General features: G+C 66.4%; 21 protein-coding genes. 8 read left to right on the top strand and 13 right to left on the bottom strand.

Translation table 11 applies throughout. From position 1 onward, the window contains the following. Positions 1–2: 2 nt before the first annotated feature. From AC07PT_RS14295 to AC07PT_RS14270, 6 genes are all read left to right on the top strand, one after another. Complete coding sequence (locus AC07PT_RS14295; protein WP_494657029.1) at positions 3–818, top strand: class II aldolase/adducin family protein; 816 nt, start codon at positions 3–5, stop codon at positions 816–818. Next, positions 815–1,963, top strand: a complete 1,149-nt coding sequence (locus AC07PT_RS14290) for an acyl-CoA dehydrogenase family protein (RefSeq protein ID WP_494657028.1) — start codon at positions 815–817, stop codon at positions 1,961–1,963. The genes AC07PT_RS14295 and AC07PT_RS14290 overlap by 4 nt, the downstream gene beginning before the upstream one ends. A 238-nt stretch (positions 1,964–2,201) precedes the next feature. After that, positions 2,202–3,260, top strand: a complete 1,059-nt coding sequence (locus AC07PT_RS14285; RefSeq protein ID WP_494657026.1) for a CysB family HTH-type transcriptional regulator — start codon at positions 2,202–2,204, stop codon at positions 3,258–3,260. A 123-nt stretch (positions 3,261–3,383) separates the two neighbouring features. Further along, on the top strand, positions 3,384–4,763 hold the full coding sequence (locus tag AC07PT_RS14280; RefSeq protein ID WP_492349887.1) for an LLM class flavin-dependent oxidoreductase: 1,380 nt from the start codon (positions 3,384–3,386) through the stop codon (positions 4,761–4,763). Then, positions 4,763–5,746, top strand: a complete 984-nt coding sequence (locus tag AC07PT_RS14275; protein ID WP_494657025.1) for an NAD(P)-dependent oxidoreductase — start codon at positions 4,763–4,765, stop codon at positions 5,744–5,746. The genes AC07PT_RS14280 and AC07PT_RS14275 overlap by 1 nt, the downstream gene beginning before the upstream one ends. A 38-nt stretch (positions 5,747–5,784) precedes the next feature. Then, complete coding sequence (locus AC07PT_RS14270; RefSeq protein ID WP_492349885.1) at positions 5,785–6,795, top strand: ABC transporter substrate-binding protein; 1,011 nt, start codon at positions 5,785–5,787, stop codon at positions 6,793–6,795. An 85-nt stretch (positions 6,796–6,880) separates the two neighbouring features. On the opposite strand, the gene AC07PT_RS14265 is transcribed toward AC07PT_RS14270, so the two are convergent. The 5 genes from AC07PT_RS14265 to AC07PT_RS14245 form a co-directional block, all read right to left on the bottom strand. Further along, the gene (locus AC07PT_RS14265; RefSeq protein WP_494657024.1) at positions 6,881–8,827 is read right to left on the bottom strand and encodes a family 2A encapsulin nanocompartment cargo protein cysteine desulfurase; all 1,947 of its coding nucleotides are present in this window, start codon (positions 8,825–8,827) and stop codon (positions 6,881–6,883) included. Then, on the bottom strand, positions 8,802–9,731 hold the full coding sequence (locus AC07PT_RS14260) for a family 2A encapsulin nanocompartment shell protein (RefSeq protein WP_492349883.1): 930 nt from the start codon (positions 9,729–9,731) through the stop codon (positions 8,802–8,804). The genes AC07PT_RS14265 and AC07PT_RS14260 overlap by 26 nt, the downstream gene beginning before the upstream one ends. A gap of 69 nt (positions 9,732–9,800) precedes the next feature. Next, on the bottom strand, positions 9,801–10,073 hold the full coding sequence (locus AC07PT_RS14255) for a helix-turn-helix domain-containing protein (protein WP_494657023.1): 273 nt from the start codon (positions 10,071–10,073) through the stop codon (positions 9,801–9,803). Beyond that, positions 10,070–11,041: a serine O-acetyltransferase EpsC gene (epsC, locus tag AC07PT_RS14250; RefSeq protein WP_494657022.1), complete on the bottom strand. Its 972-nt coding sequence runs from the start codon at positions 11,039–11,041 to the stop codon at positions 10,070–10,072. Before epsC ends, AC07PT_RS14255 begins: the two co-directional genes overlap by 4 nt. Before the next feature lie 41 nt (positions 11,042–11,082). Further along, complete coding sequence (locus AC07PT_RS14245; protein WP_492349880.1) at positions 11,083–11,553, bottom strand: rhodanese-like domain-containing protein; 471 nt, start codon at positions 11,551–11,553, stop codon at positions 11,083–11,085. 560 nt (positions 11,554–12,113) lie between these two features. Between AC07PT_RS14245 and AC07PT_RS14240 the strand changes: the two genes are divergently transcribed. After that, positions 12,114–13,094, top strand: coding sequence for a DMT family transporter (locus tag AC07PT_RS14240; RefSeq protein ID WP_494657021.1), 981 nt, complete (start codon positions 12,114–12,116; stop codon positions 13,092–13,094). Between the two features lie 22 nt (positions 13,095–13,116). On the opposite strand, the gene AC07PT_RS14235 is transcribed toward AC07PT_RS14240, so the two are convergent. Continuing rightward, positions 13,117–13,317: a hypothetical protein gene (locus AC07PT_RS14235; protein ID WP_494657020.1), complete on the bottom strand. Its 201-nt coding sequence runs from the start codon at positions 13,315–13,317 to the stop codon at positions 13,117–13,119. Positions 13,318–13,402: 85 nt separating this feature from the next. Here AC07PT_RS14235 and yfcF point away from each other — a divergent pair, with 85 nt between their 5' ends. Then, positions 13,403–14,053, top strand: a complete 651-nt coding sequence (yfcF, locus tag AC07PT_RS14230; protein WP_494657019.1) for a glutathione transferase — start codon at positions 13,403–13,405, stop codon at positions 14,051–14,053. On the opposite strand, the gene AC07PT_RS14225 is transcribed toward yfcF, so the two are convergent. The 7 genes from AC07PT_RS14225 to AC07PT_RS14195 form a co-directional block, all read right to left on the bottom strand. Further along, the gene (locus AC07PT_RS14225) at positions 14,022–14,906 is read right to left on the bottom strand and encodes an ABC transporter permease (protein ID WP_494657018.1); all 885 of its coding nucleotides are present in this window, start codon (positions 14,904–14,906) and stop codon (positions 14,022–14,024) included. The genes yfcF and AC07PT_RS14225 overlap by 32 nt on opposite strands. Next, positions 14,903–15,745: an ABC transporter ATP-binding protein gene (locus tag AC07PT_RS14220; protein WP_494657017.1), complete on the bottom strand. Its 843-nt coding sequence runs from the start codon at positions 15,743–15,745 to the stop codon at positions 14,903–14,905. The genes AC07PT_RS14225 and AC07PT_RS14220 overlap by 4 nt, the downstream gene beginning before the upstream one ends. A 13-nt stretch (positions 15,746–15,758) precedes the next feature. Beyond that, the gene (locus AC07PT_RS14215; RefSeq protein ID WP_494657016.1) at positions 15,759–16,796 is read right to left on the bottom strand and encodes an ABC transporter substrate-binding protein; all 1,038 of its coding nucleotides are present in this window, start codon (positions 16,794–16,796) and stop codon (positions 15,759–15,761) included. 22 nt (positions 16,797–16,818) lie between these two features. Beyond that, a complete protein-coding gene (locus AC07PT_RS14210; RefSeq protein WP_494657014.1) occupies positions 16,819–17,724 on the bottom strand; it encodes a TauD/TfdA dioxygenase family protein in 906 nt (301 codons plus the stop codon). Positions 17,725–17,789: 65 nt separating this feature from the next. After that, a complete protein-coding gene (locus AC07PT_RS14205) occupies positions 17,790–19,181 on the bottom strand; it encodes an LLM class flavin-dependent oxidoreductase (RefSeq protein WP_494657013.1) in 1,392 nt (463 codons plus the stop codon). A gap of 38 nt (positions 19,182–19,219) precedes the next feature. Beyond that, positions 19,220–19,435 (bottom strand): TOBE domain-containing protein, encoded by a 216-nt coding sequence (locus AC07PT_RS14200; RefSeq protein WP_492349874.1) that lies wholly within the window; start codon positions 19,433–19,435, stop codon positions 19,220–19,222. A gap of 75 nt (positions 19,436–19,510) precedes the next feature. Beyond that, positions 19,511–20,536, bottom strand: coding sequence for a sulfate ABC transporter substrate-binding protein (locus AC07PT_RS14195; protein WP_494657012.1), 1,026 nt, complete (start codon positions 20,534–20,536; stop codon positions 19,511–19,513). Positions 20,537–20,776: the final 240 nt, after the last annotated feature.

Here is a 20,776-nt window from a genome sequence, read left to right as displayed (position 1 = left end):
CGATGTCTGCTGTTCTGCAAACCCCTTCGCTCACCCTGGTGCGCAACCCCCACCCGCAACGCAAGGACTGGTTTGATGAAACCCCGGCCCGTCCGACGGTTGAGGCCGAGCGCCGCCACCGCAAGGAACGCCTGGCCGTGGCTTTCCGCCTGTTCGCCCGCTTTGGCTTCGACCACGGCCTGGCCGGCCACATCACGGCGCGCGACCCCGAGCTGAGCGACCATTTCTGGGTCAACCCCCTGGGCCTGCATTTCTCGCAGATCAAGGTGTCGGATCTGCTGCTGGTGAACTCGCAAGGTGAGATCGTGGTGGGCCAGGGCCCGCTCAACCGGGCCGCCTTTGCCATCCACGCCGCGCTGCACGAGGCGCGCCCTGACATCGTCGCTGCCGCCCACACCCATTCCACCTACGGCAAGGCCTGGTCGACCCTGGGCCGTGAGCTGGACCCGCTGACCCAGGACGGCTGCGCCTTCTACCAGGACCACGCCCTGTTCGACACCTTCAGCGGTGTGGTGCTGGAGACCGACGAGGGCTTTCGCATCGGCAAGGCCCTGGGCCAGCGCAAGGCCGTGATCCTGAAGAACCACGGCATTTTGACGGCCGGCCCCTCGGTCGAGTCGGCCGCCTGGTGGTACATCGCGCTGGACAACGCCTGCCACACCCAACTGTTGGCCGAGGCCGCCGGCAAGCCGCAGCCGATCCCGCACGAGGTGGCCTTGCTGACCCACAGCCAGGTCGGCCGCCCGGGCGGCGCCGAGTTCTCGTTCAAGGGCTTCTACGACATCATCGTGCGCGAGCAACCCGAGGTGCTGCAGTGAACGCCCCGCTGAGCTGGGGCCAGACCGCACGCGCCCTGGCCGTCGAATTCGCGGTCCGAGCGCCGGCCCATGACCGGGATGGCAGCTTTCCGTTCCGCAACTTCGACGATCTGCACGCGGCCGGCCTGCTGACCCTGGCCGCGCCGGTGGCCTACGGCGGGCAGGGCGCCAGCCTGGGTCAGCTCACCGATGTGGTGGGCGCCGTGGCGCACGGCGACCCGGCCACGGCCCTGGTGCTGACCATGCAGTACATGCAGCACCGTGGCATGGGCCGGCGCCACAAGCCCTGGCCCGAAGCCCTGGCGCGCCGGGTGGTACAGGATTCGCTGCAGCGTGTGAGCCTGGCCAACGCCTTGCGTGTCGAGCCCGAGTTGGGCACACCGGCGCGCGGCGGCCTGCCGGCCACCATCGCCCGGCGTCAGCCCGATGGCCGCTGGCGCCTGTCGGGTCGCAAGATCTACTCCACCGGGGCGCCCATCCTCAGCTGGTACTTGGTGTGGGCCCGCACCGATGACGAGCAGCCCCTCACGGGGGCTTTCCTGGTGCCGGCTGACCTGCCCGGCACCCGCATCGAGAACACCTGGGATCACCTGGGCCTGCGCGCCAGCGGCAGCCACGACATCGTGTTTGAAGACGTGCTGTTGCCCGCGGACGCACCGCTGGAGCTGCGAGCCCCGACCGACTGGGGCCAGGGCGACCTGTTGATGCAAGCTGAAATGGCCGCCTTTTTTGCCGCTTTGTACACCGGCGTGGCCCGTGCCGCCCGCGACTGGGTGGTGGGTTTTCTGCACGACCGCCAACCCAGCAGCCTGGGTGCGGCGCTGGCCACCTTGCCAAGAGTGCAAGAGCACCTGGGCCAGATCGAAGCCTTGCTCACCGTGAACCAACGCCTGATCGACAGTTTGGTGACCGACCTGGAGGCCGGCCTGGAGCCCAGCTTTGCCGACAGCGGCATCGTCAAGTCGGTCACCACGCACAACGCCCTGCAGGCCGTGCAACAGGCGGTGGCCCTGAGCAGCAACCACGGGCTGGCACGGCGCAACCCGCTGGAGCGCCACCTGCGCGACGCGCAGTGCGGCGTGGTGCACACCCCGCAGGACGACAGCGTGCACATCGCGGCGGGCCGACGCGCGCTGGGGCTTTGACGCCTTTCGGCGCAGCCTCGGCGCTGCCCGCGAACGCCCCGGCCGGGCCCCGTGAGGGGCCTGGCTTTTGGCGCTGGCAGGGTGCCTTTGCATCCTCGTTTTGGGGATAAGGTGCTGCCCAAATATTCGTTTTCTGCCGTGGGCAACCGGCGAAGAATCGCGTCCTTTTCAGACCCTCTTGAAACTGTCGAGGCCATCGAAGCGCTCGACGGGACCCAACCCCCAGGACGCATCCGCCATGAACTTCCAGCAACTCCGATCGGTGCGAGAGGCCGTGCGACGCGGCTTCAACCTCACCGAGGTGGCCCAGACCTTGAACACCTCGCAACCTGGCGTGAGCCGACAGATCCGTGAACTGGAGGACGAACTCGGCATTGAGCTCTTCGTGCGGGTCGGCAAGCGCCTGACCGGGCTGACCGAGCCCGGCAGCCATGTGCTGCCCATCATCGAGCGCATCCTGCTCAACAGCCACAACCTGCGCAAGGCGGGGCAGGAGTACGTGGCCCCGCGCAGCGGCCAACTGTCGGTGGCGGCCACGCACTCGCAGGCCCGCTATGCCTTGCCCAGGGCGGTCAAGCAGTTCTCGCAGCATTTCCCCGAGATCCGCCTGCACCTGCACCAGGGCACGCCCCAGCAGGTGGCTGCCATGCTGTTGGCGGGTGAGGCCGATGTAGGCATTGCCACCGAGGCGCTGGCCCAGTTCGACGGGCTGGTGGCCTTGCCCTGCTACCGCTGGAGCCACTCACTGGTGGTCCCGCCCGGACACGAGCTGCTGCGGCACGACGGCCCGGTGACGCTGAGCCGCCTGGCCGAGTTTCCGCTGATCACCTACGACACCGGCTACACCGGCCGCTCGCACATCGACGAGGCCTTTGCCCACCACCAGGTGCAGCCCGAGATCGCGCTGACCGCCATGGACGCCGACGTCATCAAGACCTACGCCGAGCTGGGCATGGGGGTGGGCATCGTGGCCAGCATGGCCTTCGACCCGCTGCGCGACAAGGGCTTGCGTGCGCTGGATGCCAGCCACCTGTTCGGCTTCAACCTGACCCGGCTCGCCGTGCGGGCCGGCACCTACCTGCGCTCTTACGAAGAGTCGTTCATCGAGGCCTTTGCCCCCAGCCTGACGGCCGGCGTGGTGCGCATGGCCCTCGACGAAGGCCGGGCGCCCGCCCGCCTGGCTGCCACGGCACCGCCGCCGCCACCACCGCCACCCCCGCCCGAGCCCTGGCCCTTGCTGGGCAAAGCCTCGCCCGCAGCGCCGGTGCCGGCGACCCGACCGGCGCTGGTGGTCTGAAGAACGGCTGCGGTCCCTGTGTGCCCGGCACATATCGATCACCGCAAATCTTCGTTGGCATGGGGCACCGTGGCGCCTACGGTGTCGCAACCCTTCCCGCATTCATTCTCCGAAAGGCTTTTCATGACAACACGACAACTCAAATTCGGCTTTGTGCTGCATGGCGTGGGCGCCGGCTGGGGCGACTGGCGCCACGAGGCCGCACTGGCCGACGGCAGCGTCAACTTCAAGTTCTATGCCGAGCAGGCCCAACTGGCCGAGCAGGGGCGCTTTGAGTTCCTGTTCGTGGCCGACAGCGTGCACATCACCGAGCGCTCCAGCCCGCACTACCTGAACCGCTTCGAGCCGCTGACCATCCTGTCGGCCCTGGCGGCCGTCACCTCCAAGATCGGCCTGGTGGCCACCGTCACGGCCAGCTACAGCGAGCCCTACACCGTGGCCCGCCAGTTCGCCTCGTTGGACCACATCAGCGGTGGACGTGCTGGCTGGAACGTGGTCACCTCGTGGCTCGATGGCAGTGCGCGCAACTACAGCCAGGCCGAGCACTATGCGCACGACGTGCGCTACCGCCTGGCCAGCGAGCACCTCGATGTGGTGCAAGGCCTGTGGGACAGCTGGGAAGACGACGCCCTGGTGCGCAACAAGGCCACCGGCCAGTTCTTTGACTCGGCCAAGCTGCACCGGCTGGACCACCAGGGTGAGTTCTTCCAGGTTGAGGGGCCGCTCAACATTGCCCGTTCGCGCCAGGGCCAGCCGGTGATCTTCCAGGCCGGCGCCTCCGAGGATGGCAAGAACTTCGCAGCCCAGCGCGCCGATGCGATCTTCTTCCATGCCGACCAGCTGGAAGACGCCCAGGCCTACTACCGCGACGTCAAGGCCCGGGTGGCTGCGACCGGGCGTGACCCGGCCCAGGTCTTCCTGCTGCCGGGCATCCGGCCCATCGTGGGCCGCACCGCGGAGGAGGCCGAGGCCAAGTACCAGATCGCCGCCTCGCTGGTGCCGATCGAGAACGCCTTGGCCGCCCTGGCCCGGCCCTTCAATGACCACGACTTTTCGGTCTACCCGCTCGACCAGCCCTTTCCGGACCTCGGGGACATCGGCAAGAACAGCCAGCAGGCCGCCAGCGACCGCATCAAGCAGGTGGCGCGTGAGCGGGGGTGGACGCTGCGCCAGGTGGCCCAGTGGCATGCGGCGCCCAAGCGCACTTTTGTAGGCACGGCCGAGCAGGTGGCCGACGAGATCCAGCGCTGGTTCGAGAACGAGGGCGCCGATGGCTTCAATTTCTTCGAAGCCCTGCCCAACACCTCGCTGAAGGATTTCGTGTCGCTGGTGGTGCCGATCCTGCAGGCGCGCGGCATTTACCGCACCGACTACCCGCACGACACCTTCCGCGCCCACCTGGGCCTGCCGGTGCCGGCCAACCGCTACACCGTGGCGCGTGAACAGGCCCAGAAGGTCGCTGAGCCCGTGCACGAAGCGGCCGGCGAGGCGGTGGTGGCCTGATGGGCGCGCCAAGCCTTGAGCGCCTGGTGGTGCTGAACCCGCTGGGCGCGGCGGTGGGCGAGCGCATTGCCGCCGTCGACCCGCGCCTGGTGGTCATCAACGACCGCGAGGCCCCCGGCTGGGCCCGGGCCCACGAGGTGGATGTGCTGCTGACCGCGCCCGGCCACGGCTGGCGCCAGGCGCCAGCGCAGGCCCCGGCCGGCTGGCCGGGCACGCTGCGCTGGGTGCACACCGCCTCGGTGGGGGTGGACTTTTTTCCGCCCTGGCTGCTGCAGGTGCCCCAGGTGAGCTGCGCGCGCGGCGTGGCTGCGGCCCCGATTGCCGACTATGTGCTGTCGGCCCTGCTGGCACACAACCAGCCCTGGGCGGATCGGCGCGTCCAAAGCCCCGAGGCCTGGCGGCGCGAGTTCGAGCGTGCCGAGGCCCAGCCGCTGCGCCTGCTGGCCGGCCAGCACCTGGGCCTGCTGGGCTTTGGCGCCATCGGCCAGGCCGTGGCCCGGCGGGCGCTGGCCTTTGGCATGCAGGTCACGGCGCTGCGCCGCAGTGCGGCCCCCTTGGGCGAGCCGGGCGTGGCCCAGGCCCGCTCGCTGCCCGAACTGCTGGCCCAGGTGGACCACCTGGTGCTGGCGCTGCCGATCACGGCCGAGTCGCGCCATGTGATCAACGCCGAGGCCCTGGCCCATGCCCGGCCCGGCTTGCACCTGGTGAACATCGCCCGCGGCGCGCTGGTCGATCAGCAGGCCTTGCTGCAGGCCCTGGACAGCGGTCGCCTGGGCGCCGCCACCCTGGACGTGACCGACCCCGAGCCGCTGCCGGTCGGCCACCCGCTCTATATCCACCCTGGGGTGCGGTTGACGCCGCACATCTCATGGGCGTCGGGCGAGGTGCAGACCGCCACGGCCGACAAGTTCATTGACCAGCTCCAGCGCTACTTCAAGGGTGAGCCCCTGGCTGATCTGGTCGATGCCCAGCGTGGCTACTGAGCGCCCGCCTTACCGTTCTTTTTCCCCACTCCCAAACCATGAACAAAATCGACGCTTCGCTTTCCCGCCGCCACCTGCTGGGTGCCGCCCTCACCGCACCCGCCTGGCTGCAAGCCGGCCTGGCCCAGGCCGCCGGTCCGGCCCCAGCGGTGGACCCGGCCGAACTCTCCAAGGTGACCTTGCGCATCGGCACCTACAAGGGCAATTGGCGGGCCCTGCTGGTGGCGGCCAAGCTGACCGACACCCCTTACAAGATCGAATGGCGCGAGCTGAACAACGGCGTGCTGCACATCGAGGCCCTGAACGGCGACGCGTTGGACCTGGGCTCGGGCAGCGAGATCCCGGCGCTGTTCGCGGCGCGCCAGAAGGCGCAGGTGCGCTTTGTGGCCGTGGTGCGCGAAGACCTGAACAACCAGGTCACGCTGGCCCGCAAGGACACCGCCATCCGCAGCATCGCCGACCTCAAGGGCAAGCGGGTGGGTTATGTGCGTGCCACCACCGCGCACTACTTTCTGAGCAAGCAGCTGGCCGAGGCCGGCCTGAGCTTCTCGGACATCCAGGCCATCAACCTGAGCCCGGCAGACGGCCTGTCGGCCTTTGACCGGGGCGACCTCGATGCCTGGGCCATCTATGGCTACAACGGCCAGATCGCCCGCCTCAAGTACGGGGCGCGGGTGCTCAAGACCGGGGTGGGCTACCTGACGGGCAACTTCCCCATCTACGCCAACCCCAAGTCGATCAGCCAGCCTGCCACCCAGGCCGCCATCAGTGACTACCTGCTGCGCCTGCGCCGCGCCTACCTGTGGGCCAACCAGAACTACCTGGAGTACGCGCGTGTGATCTCTGAAGAGACCCGCATCCCGGTGGGCGACCTGATCGAGCTGTGGAACAACCGCAGCACCGATTTCGATCTGCGTGCGGTGTCGGACAGTGTGGTGAAGGGGCACCAGGAAGTGGCCGACACCTTCCAGAAGCTGGGCGTGCTGGACGGCCCGGCCGAGGTGGCCCCGCTGTGGGACCGCCGCTTCGACAAGCTGTTCAAGGTCTGACGCCCGGGGCTGCGGCCCCTGGCCCCATGAAAAAAAGCCGACCCGGGCGTCTGTCCGGGTCGGCTTTGTCTTGGGCGGCTTGGTATCAGCCGCGGCCGCTGCTCAGGCGCCGCACCACCGCGATGAAGCGGTCCACCTCTTCACAGGTGTTGTAGAACGCCAGCGAGGGCCGCACCGTGGCCTCCACGCCAAAGCGGCGCAGGATGGGCTGGGCACAGTGGTGGCCCGAGCGCACGGCAATGCCTTCTTCGTTCAGGGCCCGGCCCACCTCTTCGGTGGTGTAGCCCTTGAGCACAAAGGACAGCACGCTGGCCTTGTCGGCCGCGGTGCCGATCAGGCGCACCCCGGGGAGAGGGGCCAGCAGGTGGGTGGCATAGGCCAGCAGGTCGTGCTCGTAGCGCGCGATGTTGTCCAGGCCGATGCGCTGCACATAGTCGAGGGCGGCACCCAGGCCCACCGCGTCAGCGATGTTGCCGGTGCCAGCCTCGAACTTGTTGGGCGGCGGCTCGAACACCGTGCGCTCAAAGGTCACGTCGGCGATCATGTTGCCGCCCCCTTGCCAGGGCGGCATGGTGTCGAGCAACTCGCGCCGGCCGTAGACCACGCCAATGCCGGTGGGGCCAAAGATCTTGTGCCCGGAGAACACAAAGAAATCGGCCCCGATCTCCTGCACATTGACGCGCAGGTGGCTGACCGACTGGGCCCCGTCCACCAGGGCGCGGGCCCCGGCCGCGTGGGCCATGGCCACGATCTCGCGCACCGGCACCACCGTGCCCAGCGCGTTCGAGACCTGGGTCACGGCCACGATCTTGGTGCGCGGGTTCAGCAGCTTGCGGTACTCGTCGAGCAACACCTGGCCGGTGTCGTCCACCGGGATCACGCGGATGCGTGCGCCTTTTTGCGCCGCCAGCTGTTGCCAGGGCACGATGTTGGCGTGGTGCTCCAGGTGGGAGACGATGATCTCGTCGCCTTCGCCCACGTTCTGCACGCCCCAGGTCTTGGCCACCAGGTTGATGGCCTCGGTGGCGCCGCGCACAAAGATCACCTCGTTCACCGACTGGGCGCCGATGAAGGCACGCACCTTTTCGCGCGCACTTTCGTAGGCGTCGGTGGCGCGGGCGGCCAGCTCGTGTGCGGCCCGGTGGATGTTGGAGTTCTCGTGGGCGTAGAAGTAGGCCAGGCGGTCGATCACCGACTGCGGCTTGTGCGTGGTGGCCGCGTTGTCGAACCACACCAGTTGCTTGCCGTTGACGCGCTCCTGCAGGATCGGGAAGTCGCGGCGCACCGCGTTCACGTCCAGCCCCGCCGGCCGTTGTGCGGCCTGCTGGTGGGGCAGGGCAGTACTCGGGCCGGCCACGCTGTCGCCCGCGCTGGGCACGAAGTAGTAGCTGGAGCCCGGGCCTGCCGCAGAGGTGGCCTGGGATCCCGCTGGGCCCTTGCTGCTCAGCAGGGCGCGCAGCTCGTCGGCCCCGGGCAGGCCGAAGGACTGGGCGCTCACGCGGTCGTCCCGCGGGGCGGCCGCCGCCGGGCCGGTGCTCGGGTAGCCACTGGCTTCGCCGAGGAAGTAGTACGGCGTGGATGGCGTCGAATGGGGTTGGGCACTTGGCGCCGCAGCCACCTGGGGCACGCCCAACGCCTGGCCGCCCAGGCGGCTGTCCAGCGCTGGCGCGGCCACCACGGCGCTGTCGGGCAGGCCGTTGGGCGCGGCCGCATGCGGCTGCAGCGAGGGCGCGGAGGCCCCCAGCGACAGCACGCTTTGCGGGTTGTTGGGCGCCACATTGGCCCCTGGCGCCAGCGTGCCGGGCAATTGGGGGCCTTGCGTCAGCGGGCCGGTGGAGCTGCCGCCGGGCAGCACATTCGCCGGCGCCGGCACGCCCCCCAGGGCCTGCGGCGGCGCGGGCTTGGGCAGCCCACCGGGCAGGGCCGAGAAGAACTCGCCGGCCAGGCGCGTCAGCGTCGCCACATCAGGCAGGCCCGGCGGCGCCGAGCCGCCCGGCAGTGCGAGCTCACTTGTAGGTGTCAGGGTAGTCATGGAACTTGCCGATCTCAACGTCTTCCAGAACCGCCAGGGCGTCTTCCGACTGCACCACCAGCGAGCAGTACAGGCTGATCAGGTAGCTGGCGATGGCGCTGCGGTTGATGCCCATGAAGCGCACCGACAGGCCCGGGCTTTGCTCGCCGGCCAGGCCGGGCTGGTAGACGCCGACCACGCCCTGGCGCTTGTCGCCCACGCGCAGCAGCAGGATCTTGGTCTTGCCGTCGGCCACCGGGACCTTGTCGCTGGGGATCAGCGGGATGCCGCGCCAGGTCAGGAACTGCGAGCCGAACAGGCTCACCGTCGGCGGCGGCACGCCACGGCGGGTGCATTCGCGGCCGAAGGCGGCGATGGCCAGCGGGTGGGTCAGGAAGAAGGCGGGCTCTTTCCAGACCTTGGTGATCAGCTCGTCGAGATCGTCCGGGGTGGGGGCGCCGGTCAGAGGGTAGATGATCTGCGAGGGCGCGACATTGGCCAGCAGACCGTAGTCGGGGTTGCTGATCAGTTCGCTTTCCTGCTTCTCCTTGATCGTCTCGATGGTCAGACGCAGCTGTTCCTTGATCTGGTCGTGCGGGCTGCTGTAGAGGTCGCTGACGCGGGTGTGCACGTCAAGCACGGTGGAGACTGCGTTCAGGAAGTACTCGCGCGGGGCGTCTTCGTAGTCGACGAAGGTCTGCGGCAGTTCCGATTCATCGCGCTTGGCGCAGGCCACCAGCACGTCTTCGGGGTTCTTGACCTTGTTGAGTCGGTAGATGCCGGCTTCGACAGGCACCCATTGCAGCAGGTGCGTCAGCCAGCGGGGGCTGATGGTGGACAGGACCGGAACGGTCTTGGTGGCATTGGCCAGTTGCCGTGCAGCGCTGTCGCTGAGGGCTGCCTGGGCGTTTTGGTGTTCCGACATGGAAGACTCCGCAGTGGTTGAAAAGAGAAAAAAGGTCAGCGGGCAGTGTCTGGCGGGGCGGAGCGGCGTTCAACAGGCTATAGCCGTCAAGCGCAGACCGTTGATCAGCCGTTGTTGCGACAGGCGTTCGGTCTGTGCCAGCAGGTTGCTGGGGCTTTGCCCCAGCGCACGGGCCAGTTTGTCGAGCGTGATCAGCGAGGGCACGGCCTGGCCGCGCTCCAGCTCGCCCACATAGCTGCGGTTGAGGTCGGCGCTCTCGGCCAGGCGCTCCTGCGACCAGCCCAGTCGCTCGCGCTGCTGGCGCACGGTCAGGCCGAACAGCTCGGGCAGGCGGGCGCTCATGACGCCGCTCCGGCTGGCGCATGTTGCGAGCGGGCCTGGGTGATGTGCGTGCCCGGCGCCAGGTCGTGCGTCAGCCACACATTGCCCCCGACGCTGGCACCGCGGCCCAGGGTGACGCGGCCCAGCACGGTGGCGCCGGCATAGATCACCACCTCGTCTTCGACGATGGGGTGGCGCGGCAGGCCTTTCTGGGGGTTGCCCTGCTCATCGGTGGGGAAGCTCTTGGCCCCCAGCGTGACGGCCTGGTAGATGCGCACGCGCTCGCCGATGACGGCGGTCTCGCCAATCACCACGCCCGTGCCGTGATCGATGAAGAAGCCCGGCCCGATGCGGGCGCCGGGGTGGATGTCGATGCCGGTCTCGCTGTGCGCCAGCTCGGCCACGATGCGCGCCAACAGGGGCACGCCCAGCTCGTAAAGCCGATGCGCCACGCGGTGGTGGATCATGGCCTGGATGCCGGGGTAGCACAGCAGCACCTCGTCCACGCTGCGCGCGGCTGGGTCGCCTGCGTAGGCGGCCAGCACATCGCTGTCGAGCAGCTCACGGAGCTGCGGCAACGAGTGGGCGAAGTCGCGCACGATCCGTTCGGCACGCAGGTCCAGCGTGGCCGCCTCGACCAAGGGCTGGTGCTTGTGTGCGTAGCGCAACTCCAGTTGCACCTGGGTCAGCAGCGATTGCAGCACGGTGTCCAGCGTGTGGCCCACGTAGAAATCCTCACCCTCCTGACGCAGGTCCGGCGGGCCCAGGCGCATCGGGAACAAGGCGCCGCGCAGCAGGTCCAGGATCTGGGTCAGCGCCTCACGCGAGGGCAGCTCGCGGCCGCCAGGCTCGTTGGAGCGCTGCTGCGATTCGCGCCAGCGCCGTCGCGCCTCGGCCAGCTCACGCACCACCTGGTGCACGTCAAAGGGGGACGGGCGCACTTCAGGCGCGTCCGTCGTGTGGGGCAGGGGCAGGGCATGCAAGGTCATGGGGGAGCGCGCTCAGGGCAAGAAAAGAAAAGGGGGCGGGCTCAGTCCTGCACCCAGGGCAGGCCGCGGAAGCGCCAGCCGTCGCTGCCACCGCGGTGCTGGGCGGCGTCGATCTCGCCTTCAAAGCCTTCGAGCACATTGAAGACGGCCGTGAAGCCGGCCTTGGCCGCGGCTTCGGCCGCCAGGGCCGAGCGTTTGCCGCTGCGGCACAGCAGCAGCACCGGGGCGTGCTTGGGCACCTTGGCCTCCAACTCGCGGGTGAAGCGGGGGTTGCGCGTCAGCGCGGTACCGGTGGCCCAGGCCACGTGCAGGCTGCCCGGCACATGGCCGACAAACTTGCGCTCTTCGGTCGAACGCACGTCCACCAGGGCGGCGTCGCCGGCTTCAAACAGGGCCCAGGCCTGTTGGGGCGTGACCCCACCCGCATAGGGCAGGCCGGCCGCCGCCGCCGCGGCACGTGCCGCTTTCAGGGCTTCGGGAAGGGTGTTTTCGACAGGGGTGGCAACAGACATCTTGAAAGCCTTTCTGGGTCTTATCGAGGCCGCGTCGCGGGGATTCGGCGGCTGACAAGCACTCTAAGAAAGGGCTTTCAATACTCAAACGAATGATTTCTCTCTTTCTAATGAGGGAAATGTCTTAGCGGTGTCGAGGTGTGGGTTCTGTGACAGCGCCGCACGGTGACCCGCTCCAGGTTGGAGAACACCAGGCTTTCGACCCCCAGGCCGATGACGGGCAAGGTCTTCAATAGGGGGGCGAGGGGGGCGCAGTTCGCGCCCGAACTGGGGTGATACCGTGACGATTTTCAGGCCGATCGGCTACGGCCAAAGACTGTGCTCGTGTTCAGGCGGCCCACGCCGAATAAGCCCTATTTGCATCCCAAATGAAAGGATGCTGAGCCCTTGCTTCGGCGCGTGTTAAAGCTGACTCATTTGCCGGCCAGCCCCATGGCACCGGCCGTCGCCCGGTGGGTGTGTTGGGCCCCGGAGGAAACAGCATGGAGTTGATAATGATTAATCATTAATTGGTCAATTCGGGAGGGCGACGGACTCCTGCAAGAGTCTGTTGATTTGCTATGAAAAAGAACGCACAAGCCTATTTCTTAATGCTTGGGGTTGTTGCTAATGCATTGTGGGCGACGGCATTCATAATTCCTCATGGATTATTATATTTTTCGTCGGAAGTCATAACGATATCTAGGTATATTGTTTATGGCGTAATTTCGATTGTTGTTTTTCTTTTGTCAAGCACTAGTGCTGATCAGATGTCTTGGCGGGTTTTTTGTTTTGCGAACCTGATTTCATTTTGTGGTAATGTTGGTTATTATTATTTTTTGACGACGAGCATACAGAAGATTGGCTTTTTGGTTCCAGCGCTGGTTATTGGAGTGCTGCCGGTTTCAGTTATTTTGATTTCTTGTGTCCAATACGGAAAAATGCGTGTGTCCGGATTGCTGCCAGGAATCGCTGTCATGGTGTGCGGTATTGTTCTTGTTAACTGGGCGACATTAAGAGGGGGAGCTCTTCAATTGAGTCAAGGGGATTATCTTCTTGGGGTTGGTGCATCTCTGGTGGCATTGGCATTTTTAACATTTTATTTTTTGCTTAATGTGCGGTTTTTGAAGATGAATCCTTGCATGTCTTCAATTCAATGGACATCTCTGCTTGGAATCTGCTCGTTGTTGCATAGTTTGATATTCGCAGGAGTTAAGTATTGCTCGGGTGACGGGCGTGAGCTATTGGGGTTTTTTCAAGCTCCCGCAGACAGGTTGGTGGCGCTTGCTTTTGGGGCATTTTTTTTAGGCGTATTTGTGTCTTATGTGGCTGTGTGGGCCTGGAATATCTCATCTCGTCATATTTCGGAAGTCGCGGGTGGTCGAATTTTGTGCCTTGAAGCAGTTTTTGCGTTGGTGTACGGATATTGGGTGGATTCTCGTTTGCCAAACTTGCCGGAAGTCTCCGGTGCAGTTTTAATGATTGCTGGTGGATATTTTGTGCAACGTCAGGAGGAACAGCAGAAGCGTCAAGACGAGATGATTCAGGTGTCAAAATCTTGATGATGAAAGACCGGCTTGTTCGCTACTTTTTTCCCACAGACCAACCGGTGAGTCGTGTTTTTTCAGGCTTAAGTTGAGCCTTTGCCAATGAATTGAAATTGACGTTGAACTGGTTCCGAAGTTGGGCGGTGAGGTTCTCCATCAGAGCCAGCAACGCGCAGAAGCGCTTGGCCCCTTGCCCGTCGTCGGCCGTCAAAACGTCGGCGATCTTGGGCAAAGGCATGCGACGGTCGATGGTCGGAACTTGATGCTTTCAACCTCACCGTTATCGTGGTGTGGCCAAATTCAGATCGGGAGATACCCAAACCATGACCCTCACTCTTTATGTCGATGCCCAGTTCGCAAGCCCCTATGCGATGTCTGCCTATGTCGCACTGCATGAGAAGGGCCTTGATTTTGAGTTGCTGACCTTGGATCTTGCCAAGGCCCACAACCGCACTGCGCATGACGCTGCAGCCTCGCTGACGCAGAGGGTACCAACGCTAGTTGATGGGGACTTCACCCTTTCCGAGTCGTCTGCAATCACGGAGTACGTGGACGAAGTGTTCCCTGGCCAAGGCCTGTATCCCGCGTTGCCGCGACTGCGTTCCCGGGCGCGCCAGGTGCAGGCCTGGTTGCGCAGCGACCTGCTGCCCATCAGGCAGGAGCGTTCGACTGAAGTTGTGTTTTATGGGCGAAAGGGTGCCGCACTTTCCCCTGCTGCCGTTGATGCGTCAGAGAAGTTGTTCCTGTTGGCTGACACTCTTCTCGAACCGGGCGCTGATCACTTGTTTGGGGCTTGGTGCATTGCGGACGTCGATTTGTCGCTCATGCTCAACCGTTTGGTTCTTCATGGTGATCCGGTGCCGGGGCGGCTGGCGGACTATGCGGCGCGCCAGTTTGAGCGGCCATCGATCGCTCGTTGGTTGGCGCAGGATCGACCGCCCCTCAGCGCTGCACCCCCCAGCGCCGCACGGTGACCCGCTCCAGGTTGGAGAACACCAGGCTTTCGACCCCCAGGCCGATGACGATGACCAGGGCCAGGCCGGCGAAGACCTTGTCGGTGTAGAGCTCGTTGCGGTTCTGGAAGATGTACCAGCCCAGGCCGCCCTGGCCCGAGGTGGCGCCGAACACCAGCTCGGCCGCGATCAGGGTGCGCCAGGCAAAGGCCCAGCCGATCTTGAGGCCCGACAGGATGGCCGGCAGGGCGGCCGGGATCAGGATCTGCAGCACGTAGCGGATGCCGCTGAGGCCGTAGTTGCGGCCGGCCATGCGCAAGGTCTCGGGCACGGCCTGAAAGCCGGCGTAGGTGTTGAGGGCCAGTGGCCACAGCACCGAGTGGATCAGCACGAACACCAGGCTGCCCTGGCCCAGGCCGAACCACAGCAGGGCCAGCGGCAGCAGGGCGATGGCGGGCAGGGGGTTGAACATGGCGGTCAGGGTGGCCAGCAGATCGCGCCCGAATTGGGTGGACACGGCCAGGGTGGTCAGGCCCAGGGCCAGGGCCATGCCCGCCAGGTAGCCCTTGAGCAGCACCGCGAGCGAGATCTGGGTGCGCTGCAGCAGCTCGCCGCTGAGCAGGCCGTCGGCCAGGGCGCGGGCGGTGGCGCCAAAGGTGGGCAGCAGCAGGTCGTTGTCCTGCCAGCGGGCCAGCAGTTCCCACAGCCCGGCCAGCAAGAGCAGGATCAGGCCACGGCGCAGGCCGGGCTGTTGCCAGGCGCGGCTGGCCAGCGGCAGGGGGTGCGCCAGCGGAATGTCGTCCAGCGGGGGCAGGGTGCGTTCGTATTCGGGGCGCACCGGCGGTGTCGGCCATGAGGTCGGTGAGGCGCTCATGCGGCGTTTCTCCAGGGGGTGGCCGGATGGCTGTTTGACGGGGCGGCCTTGGGCGGGCTCTCTTCGAACAACAGGTGGTGGATGCGTTGGGCCGCGGCCTGGAAGCTCGGGCTGCCGGCGCTGTGCAGGTCCCATTCGTGGCTGTTGATCTCGGCGCGCACCCGGCCCGGGTGGGGCGACAGCAGGCCGATGCGGTTGCCCACCACCAGGGCCTCTTCGATGGAGTGGGTGACAAACACCAGGGTGAAACGCAGCGCCTCCCACAGGGCCAGCAGTTCCTCTTGCATCTTGCGCCGGGTCAGGGCGTCGAGGGCGGCGAAGGGTTCGTCCATCAGCAGCACCTGGGGTTGCATGGCCAGGGCACGGGCAATCGCCACGCGCTGCTTCATGCCGCCCGAGAGCTGGTGTGGGTAGGCCTGGGCAAAGGCGGCCAGGCCCACCTTGTCGAGCACGTCGAGGGCGCGTTCGCGCGCCTCGGCCCGGCCCAGGCGGCGCGAGGCCCGCAAGGGGAACATCACATTGGCCAGCACGGTCTTCCAGGGCGGCAGCTGGTCGAACTCCTGGAACACCACCATGCGGTCGGGGCCCGGGCCGCGCACGGGCTGACCTTTCAGTCGGATCTCACCCTCGCTGGGCGGGATGAACCCGGCAATCGCCTTGAGCAGGCTGGACTTGCCGCAGCCCGAGGCTCCCAGCAGCACGAAGCGGTCGCCCTGGTGCACGTCCAGGCTGATGCGGTGGGTGGCGCGCACCACGCGTTGCGGGCTGCGGTAGTCGAGGCTGACGCCGTCGAGCTGCAACAGGGGTACGGGGTGCAGTGGAGAAGCTTGGCTGGCCATGGCGAACCTGGCCTCAACTGCCCGACTGGGCTGGGCTGCCGTCGAAGAAGTAGTCCTTCACCGTGGCCGGCTTGTTCTTGATCGCGCCGACCCGGTGCATGAACTGGCCCAGGCCCAGGGTGTTTTGCGGCGCGGTCTTGAACTGCACCTCGGGGTTGCGGATGATCTTCAGCAACAGATCGCGGTCGGTTTTGGCGTGTGTGACCTTGAGGTAGATGTCGGCCGCCTTGTCGGGGTTGGCGCTGATGAACTGGGCCGCCTCGTCCAGGGCCGCGACCAGGGCCTTGTAGGTCTTGGGGCTGTCCTTGTAGAACTTCTCGGTGGCGTACAGCACGGTGGCCGAGGAGGGGCCGCCTTGCACGTCGTAGCTTTTGAGCAGCACGCGGGCCTGGGGGTTGCCGGCCAGCTCCTGCTCCTGGAAGGGCGGGTTGCCGAAGTGGGCGGTGATTTCGGTGCCGCCCTTGAGGATGGCTGCGGCCGCCTCGGGGTGGGGCAGGGCCACGCTGAGCTTGTCGAGCCGGTCGAACTCGGCGTCTCCCCACTTCTTGGCCGCGGCCATCTGCAGGATGCGCGACTGCACCGACACGCCCACCGCCGGCAGGGCGATGCGGTCCAGGCCGGTGAAGTCGGCGATGCTGTTGACCTTGGGGTTGTTGGTGACCAGGTAGTAGGGGAAGTTGCCCAGCGAGGCCACGCCGCGCACGTTCTGTTTGCCGCGGGTGCGGTCCCACAGCGTGAACAGTGGGCCGACGCCGGCACCGGCCACCTCGATCGAGCCCGACAGCAGGGCATCGTTGACGGCGGCGCCGCCCGACAGCTTGATGAACTCGACCTGGATGTCGATGCCGGCAGCCTTGCCGTGCTTTTCGATCAGCTTCTGGTCTTGCGCGACGTTGAGCAGCAGGTAGACGATGCCGAATTGCTCGGCAATGCGCAACTGGCCTTCGGCGGCCTGGGCCTGCAAGGGGGCCAGACTGCTCATTAGGAGGGCAGTGCTGCTGGCCAGGGCGGCGGCACGCAGGGCCAGGCGACGGGAGAGTGTTTGTTTCATGGCGAGGATGGGCTGGGGGGCGTCAGAAGGCAACATCGCCTTCGATGGTCACGCGGTAAAGCTTGCGGCGCAGGTGGTCCGGGGTGCCGGCGGCCAGGTGCAGCACCGAGCGGTTGTCCCAGAACACCAGGTCGTGCGGCTGCCACCGATGGCGGTACTGGAACTGCGGCTGCACGCAGTGGGCAAACAACTCGGCCAGCAGGGCGCGGCTTTCGTCTTCGGGCACACCCAGGATGCGGGTGGTGAAGTGCTCGCTGACAAACAGCGCCTTGCGCCCCGACTCGGGGTGGGTGCGCACGACGGGCTGCGCCACGGGCTTGACCTGGGCCACCTGCTCGGGGCTCAGGTTGGGGCGCCAGGGGCTGCGCGCTTGCAGCTCGGCATAGCGGGCCAGGTAGTGGTGCTCGGCCTTCAGGGGCGCGATGGTTTTCTTCAGCTCGGCGCTCAGGCTGTCCCAGGCCAGGTGCTGGTTGGCGAACAGGGTGTCGCCGCCGTCGGCGGGCAGCTCGTGCGCATGCAGCAGCGAGCCGAGGCTGGGCTTTTCCTTGTACGACAGGTCGGAGTGCCAGAACACGCCCGCGTCCCCGAGGCCGATGGGTTTGCCGTTTTCGAGGATGTTCGAGACGATCAACACCTCGGGGTGGCCCGGCAGCGCAAAGGTGCTGAGCACATGGATCTGCAGCGGGCCGAAGCGCCCGCTGAAGGCCACATGCTGTTCAGGCGTCAGAGTGGCCTGGTCGCGGAACACCAGTACATGGTGGTCGAGGTGGGCCTGGTGGATGCGACGGAAATCCTCGGTGTTGACCGGGCGCGACAGGTCCAGGCCGATGACCTCGGCACCGAGTGGGCCGTCAAAGGGGCGGATGTCGAAGGACTGCGCCGGTTCTGTGGCAGCAGCAGCAAAGTGGGGGGCAAGCGTGGCGGACATGGTTCGGGGCTCTTGGTTGGGCGCCTCTGGCCGGGCCAGGGGTGCGATCGCTGGGACCGGGGGCTTCAGGCCGGGCTGGCCTCGGCCAGGGCCGCGTTCTGGGGGGCTGCAGCAGCCTGGCGAGCCAGGGCAGCCGGGTGCGCCGGCCGGGGCAGGCCCAGGTGCTCGCGCAGGGTGCGGCCGGTGTAGTCGGTGCGGAACAGGCCGCGGCGGCGCAGCTCGGGCAGCACCCCTTCGATGAAGTCGCTGAGGCCGTGGGGCAGGGTGGGGCCCATCACGTTGAAGCCGTCGGCGGCGCCGGTCTGGAACCAGTGCTCCAGCTGATCGGCGATCTGCGCGGGCGTGCCCACCAGGGTCCAGTGGCCACGGGCCGAGATCACCTTCTGATAGAGCTGGCGCAGGCTGAGGTTCTCGCGCCGGGCCATGGCGCTGAACAGGTCTTGCCGGCTTTGCCAGCCCTCGGTGCGTGGCAGCGCGGGCAGCGGGCCGTCCAGCGGATAGCCTGACAGGTCCACCCCGCCCAGGAAGGCCGACAGCAGGCCCAGGCCTTGAGCGGGGTCGATCAGCGACTGCAGGGCTTCGTATTTTTCTTGCGCCTCGGCCTCGCTGCGGCCCACGAAGGTCGACACGCCGGGCAGGATCTTCAGGGCATCCGGAGTGCGTCCGAAGGCTGGCAGCCGGGCCTTGAGGCCCTGGTAGAAGGCGCGGGCCTCCTCCACGGTCTGTTGGGCGGTGAAGACCAGCTCAGCGGTTTCGGCGGCCAGGTTCTGGCCGTCTTCCGACGAGCCGGCCTGGACCATCACCGGGTAGCCCTGGATGGGGCGCGGCGTCTGCAGGGCCCCATGCACCGAGTAGTGCGTGCCCTCGTGGCGCACGCGGTGCAGCTTGGCTGGGTCGAAGAATTGGCCGGCCTGGGCGTCGAAGCGGAAGGCGTCGTCTTCCCAGCTGTCCCACAGGCCTTGGGCCACTTTCACGTATTCATGGGCGCGCTGGTAGCGGCTGGCGTGGTCGGCCTGCTGATCCAGGCCGAAGTTGCGGGCTTCGAAGTCGGAGCCCGAGGTGACCAGGTTCCAGCCCGACCGGCCTTCGCTGAGGCGGTCCAGGGTGGCAAATTTGCGGGCCAGGTGGTAGGGCGGCAGGTAGCTGGTCGAAACCGTGGCCACCAGGCCGATGCGCTCGGTGGCGCCGGCCAGGGCGGTCAGCAGCTGCAGCGGCTCCAGCATGTAGGGCAGGGCGTTGCGCGCCAGCAGGTGGGCCGGCGCATCGGACAGGCCCACGTTGTCGGCGCAGAAGATGGCGTCGAACTTGGCGGCCTCGGCCTGGCGGGCCAGGCGCTGGTAGTGCGCCAGGCTGGCGGCGCCGGCCGGATCGACGTCCGGATGGCGCCAGGCCGCCAGATGGTGGCCCACCCCGAACAGGAAGGCCCCCAGGTGCATTTGGCGAGGGGATGGGCTCATGACGGGGTGGCTTTCTACTTGTCAGCGCAGGCCGGAGATCAGAGCTTGGCGATCGACACTTCGGTCGACTTCACCAGGGCCACGACCTCGGAGCCGAGGGTCAGGCCCAGGTCGTCGACCGAGCGGGTGGTGATGACGGAGGTGACGATGCCCCAGGGGGTTTCAACGTCGATTTCGGACACGACATCACCGCGGATGATTTCGCGGACCTTGCCCTTGAACTGGTTGCGGACGTTGATGGCTTGGATGGACATGGTGGATCTCTTTCAGTGGTTGGAAGTCAGAAGCAAAGGGACATGCAAAGGGGAGTGCGCTGGCGGGTCGTCAGCTCAGCGCGGCGAATAGATCTGGTCGAACGAGCCGCCGTCGGCAAAGTGGGCCTTGTCGGCCGTGGCCCAGCCGCCAAAGGCCTCGTCGATGGTGAACAGCTTGAGCGGCGGGAACTGCGAGGCGTACTTGGCCTTGGCCTTGGCGTCGGTGGGGCGGTAGAAGTTGCGGCCGGCGATGTCCTGGCCTTCTTCGGAGTACAGGTAGCTCAGGTAGGCCTCGGCCACCTTGCGGGTGCCTTTCTTGTCGACGTTCTTGTCGACCACGGCCACCGAAGGCTCGGCCAGGATGCTGATCGAGGGGGCCACGATCTGGAACTTCTCGGCACCGAACTCCTTCAGCGCCAGGAAGGCCTCGTTCTCCCAGGCCAGCAGCACGTCGCCCACGCCGCGTTGCACAAAGGTGATGGTCGAGCCGCGGGCGCCGGTGTCCAGCACCGGCACGTTCTTGTAGAGCTTGCCGACGAATTCCTTGGCCTTGGCGTCGCCGCCGTACTGGCGCTTGGCGTACTCCCAGGCGGCCAGGTAGTTCCAGCGGGCGCCGCCCGAGGTCTTGGGGTTGGGGGTGATCACGGCCACGCCGGGTTTGATCAGGTCGTCCCAATCCTTGATGCCCTTGGGGTTGCCCTTGCGCACCAGGAACACGATGGTCGAGGTGTAGGGCGAGCTGTTGTGCGGCAGGCGCTTGACCCAGTCCTTGGCGATCAGGCCGCCGTGGTTGGCCACGGCATCCACGTCGCCGCCCAGGCCCAGCGTGACCACGTCGGCATCGATGCCGTCGATCACCGAGCGGGCCTGCTTGCCCGAGCCACCATGCGACTGCTTGACCGACACGTCCTGGCCGGCCTTGGCCTTCCAGTACTTGGCGAAGGCGGCGTTGTACTCCACATACAACTCGCGCGTCGGGTCGTAGGACACATTGAGCAGGTTCACGGTCTGGGCGGCGGCCGGCAAGGCCGTCAGGGTGCCCGCGGCCAGCACGGCGGCGGCGAGCAGGGGAACGCGGAAGAAAGAGCGGCGGCTGGACATGGTGGAGGCTCCGATCGAATGGGGGTTGGGTTGTTTTGGTGACTGGCCTTGATTCTGAAAACCCCCGATCCAAACGTGAACGAATAAGAACAATGGTTCTTATGCGGTTTTGTAGTTAACGAAGAGGAGCGGTCTTTTGGGCGATCTGGTCGGTTGATCATCACGATTCAAGTTGTGCTCGCAACCATCAGGGCAATCACCTAGTTGCATGCGCAACTAAATGGCTTAAATTTCAGCCTG

Source organism: Curvibacter sp. GW821-FHT09D12 (assembly GCF_059416245.1).
This window is presented reverse-complemented; position numbering and strand designations above follow the sequence as displayed.

Coding starts and splice junctions, on each gene's coding strand:
- AC07PT_RS14200 (WP_492349874.1), bottom strand. CDS start 19,435: ATGTCCATCCAAGCCATCAACGTCCGCAACCAGTTCAAGGGCAAGGTC.
- AC07PT_RS14205 (WP_494657013.1), bottom strand. CDS start 19,181: ATGAGCCCATCCCCTCGCCAAATGCACCTGGGGGCCTTCCTGTTCGGG.
- AC07PT_RS14245 (WP_492349880.1), bottom strand. CDS start 11,553: ATGTCTGTTGCCACCCCTGTCGAAAACACCCTTCCCGAAGCCCTGAAA.
- AC07PT_RS14195 (WP_494657012.1), bottom strand. CDS start 20,536: ATGTCCAGCCGCCGCTCTTTCTTCCGCGTTCCCCTGCTCGCCGCCGCC.
- AC07PT_RS14275 (WP_494657025.1), top strand. CDS start 4,763: ATGGGCGCGCCAAGCCTTGAGCGCCTGGTGGTGCTGAACCCGCTGGGC.
- epsC (WP_494657022.1), bottom strand. CDS start 11,041: ATGACCTTGCATGCCCTGCCCCTGCCCCACACGACGGACGCGCCTGAA.
- AC07PT_RS14240 (WP_494657021.1), top strand. CDS start 12,114: ATGAAAAAGAACGCACAAGCCTATTTCTTAATGCTTGGGGTTGTTGCT.
- AC07PT_RS14265 (WP_494657024.1), bottom strand. CDS start 8,827: ATGACTACCCTGACACCTACAAGTGAGCTCGCACTGCCGGGCGGCTCG.
- AC07PT_RS14235 (WP_494657020.1), bottom strand. CDS start 13,317: ATGCCTTTGCCCAAGATCGCCGACGTTTTGACGGCCGACGACGGGCAA.
- AC07PT_RS14295 (WP_494657029.1), top strand. CDS start 3: ATGTCTGCTGTTCTGCAAACCCCTTCGCTCACCCTGGTGCGCAACCCC.
- yfcF (WP_494657019.1), top strand. CDS start 13,403: ATGACCCTCACTCTTTATGTCGATGCCCAGTTCGCAAGCCCCTATGCG.
- AC07PT_RS14280 (WP_492349887.1), top strand. CDS start 3,384: ATGACAACACGACAACTCAAATTCGGCTTTGTGCTGCATGGCGTGGGC.
- AC07PT_RS14215 (WP_494657016.1), bottom strand. CDS start 16,796: ATGAAACAAACACTCTCCCGTCGCCTGGCCCTGCGTGCCGCCGCCCTG.
- AC07PT_RS14225 (WP_494657018.1), bottom strand. CDS start 14,906: ATGAGCGCCTCACCGACCTCATGGCCGACACCGCCGGTGCGCCCCGAA.
- AC07PT_RS14270 (WP_492349885.1), top strand. CDS start 5,785: ATGAACAAAATCGACGCTTCGCTTTCCCGCCGCCACCTGCTGGGTGCC.
- AC07PT_RS14210 (WP_494657014.1), bottom strand. CDS start 17,724: ATGTCCGCCACGCTTGCCCCCCACTTTGCTGCTGCTGCCACAGAACCG.
- AC07PT_RS14255 (WP_494657023.1), bottom strand. CDS start 10,073: ATGAGCGCCCGCCTGCCCGAGCTGTTCGGCCTGACCGTGCGCCAGCAG.
- AC07PT_RS14260 (WP_492349883.1), bottom strand. CDS start 9,731: ATGTCGGAACACCAAAACGCCCAGGCAGCCCTCAGCGACAGCGCTGCA.
- AC07PT_RS14285 (WP_494657026.1), top strand. CDS start 2,202: ATGAACTTCCAGCAACTCCGATCGGTGCGAGAGGCCGTGCGACGCGGC.
- AC07PT_RS14220 (WP_494657017.1), bottom strand. CDS start 15,745: ATGGCCAGCCAAGCTTCTCCACTGCACCCCGTACCCCTGTTGCAGCTC.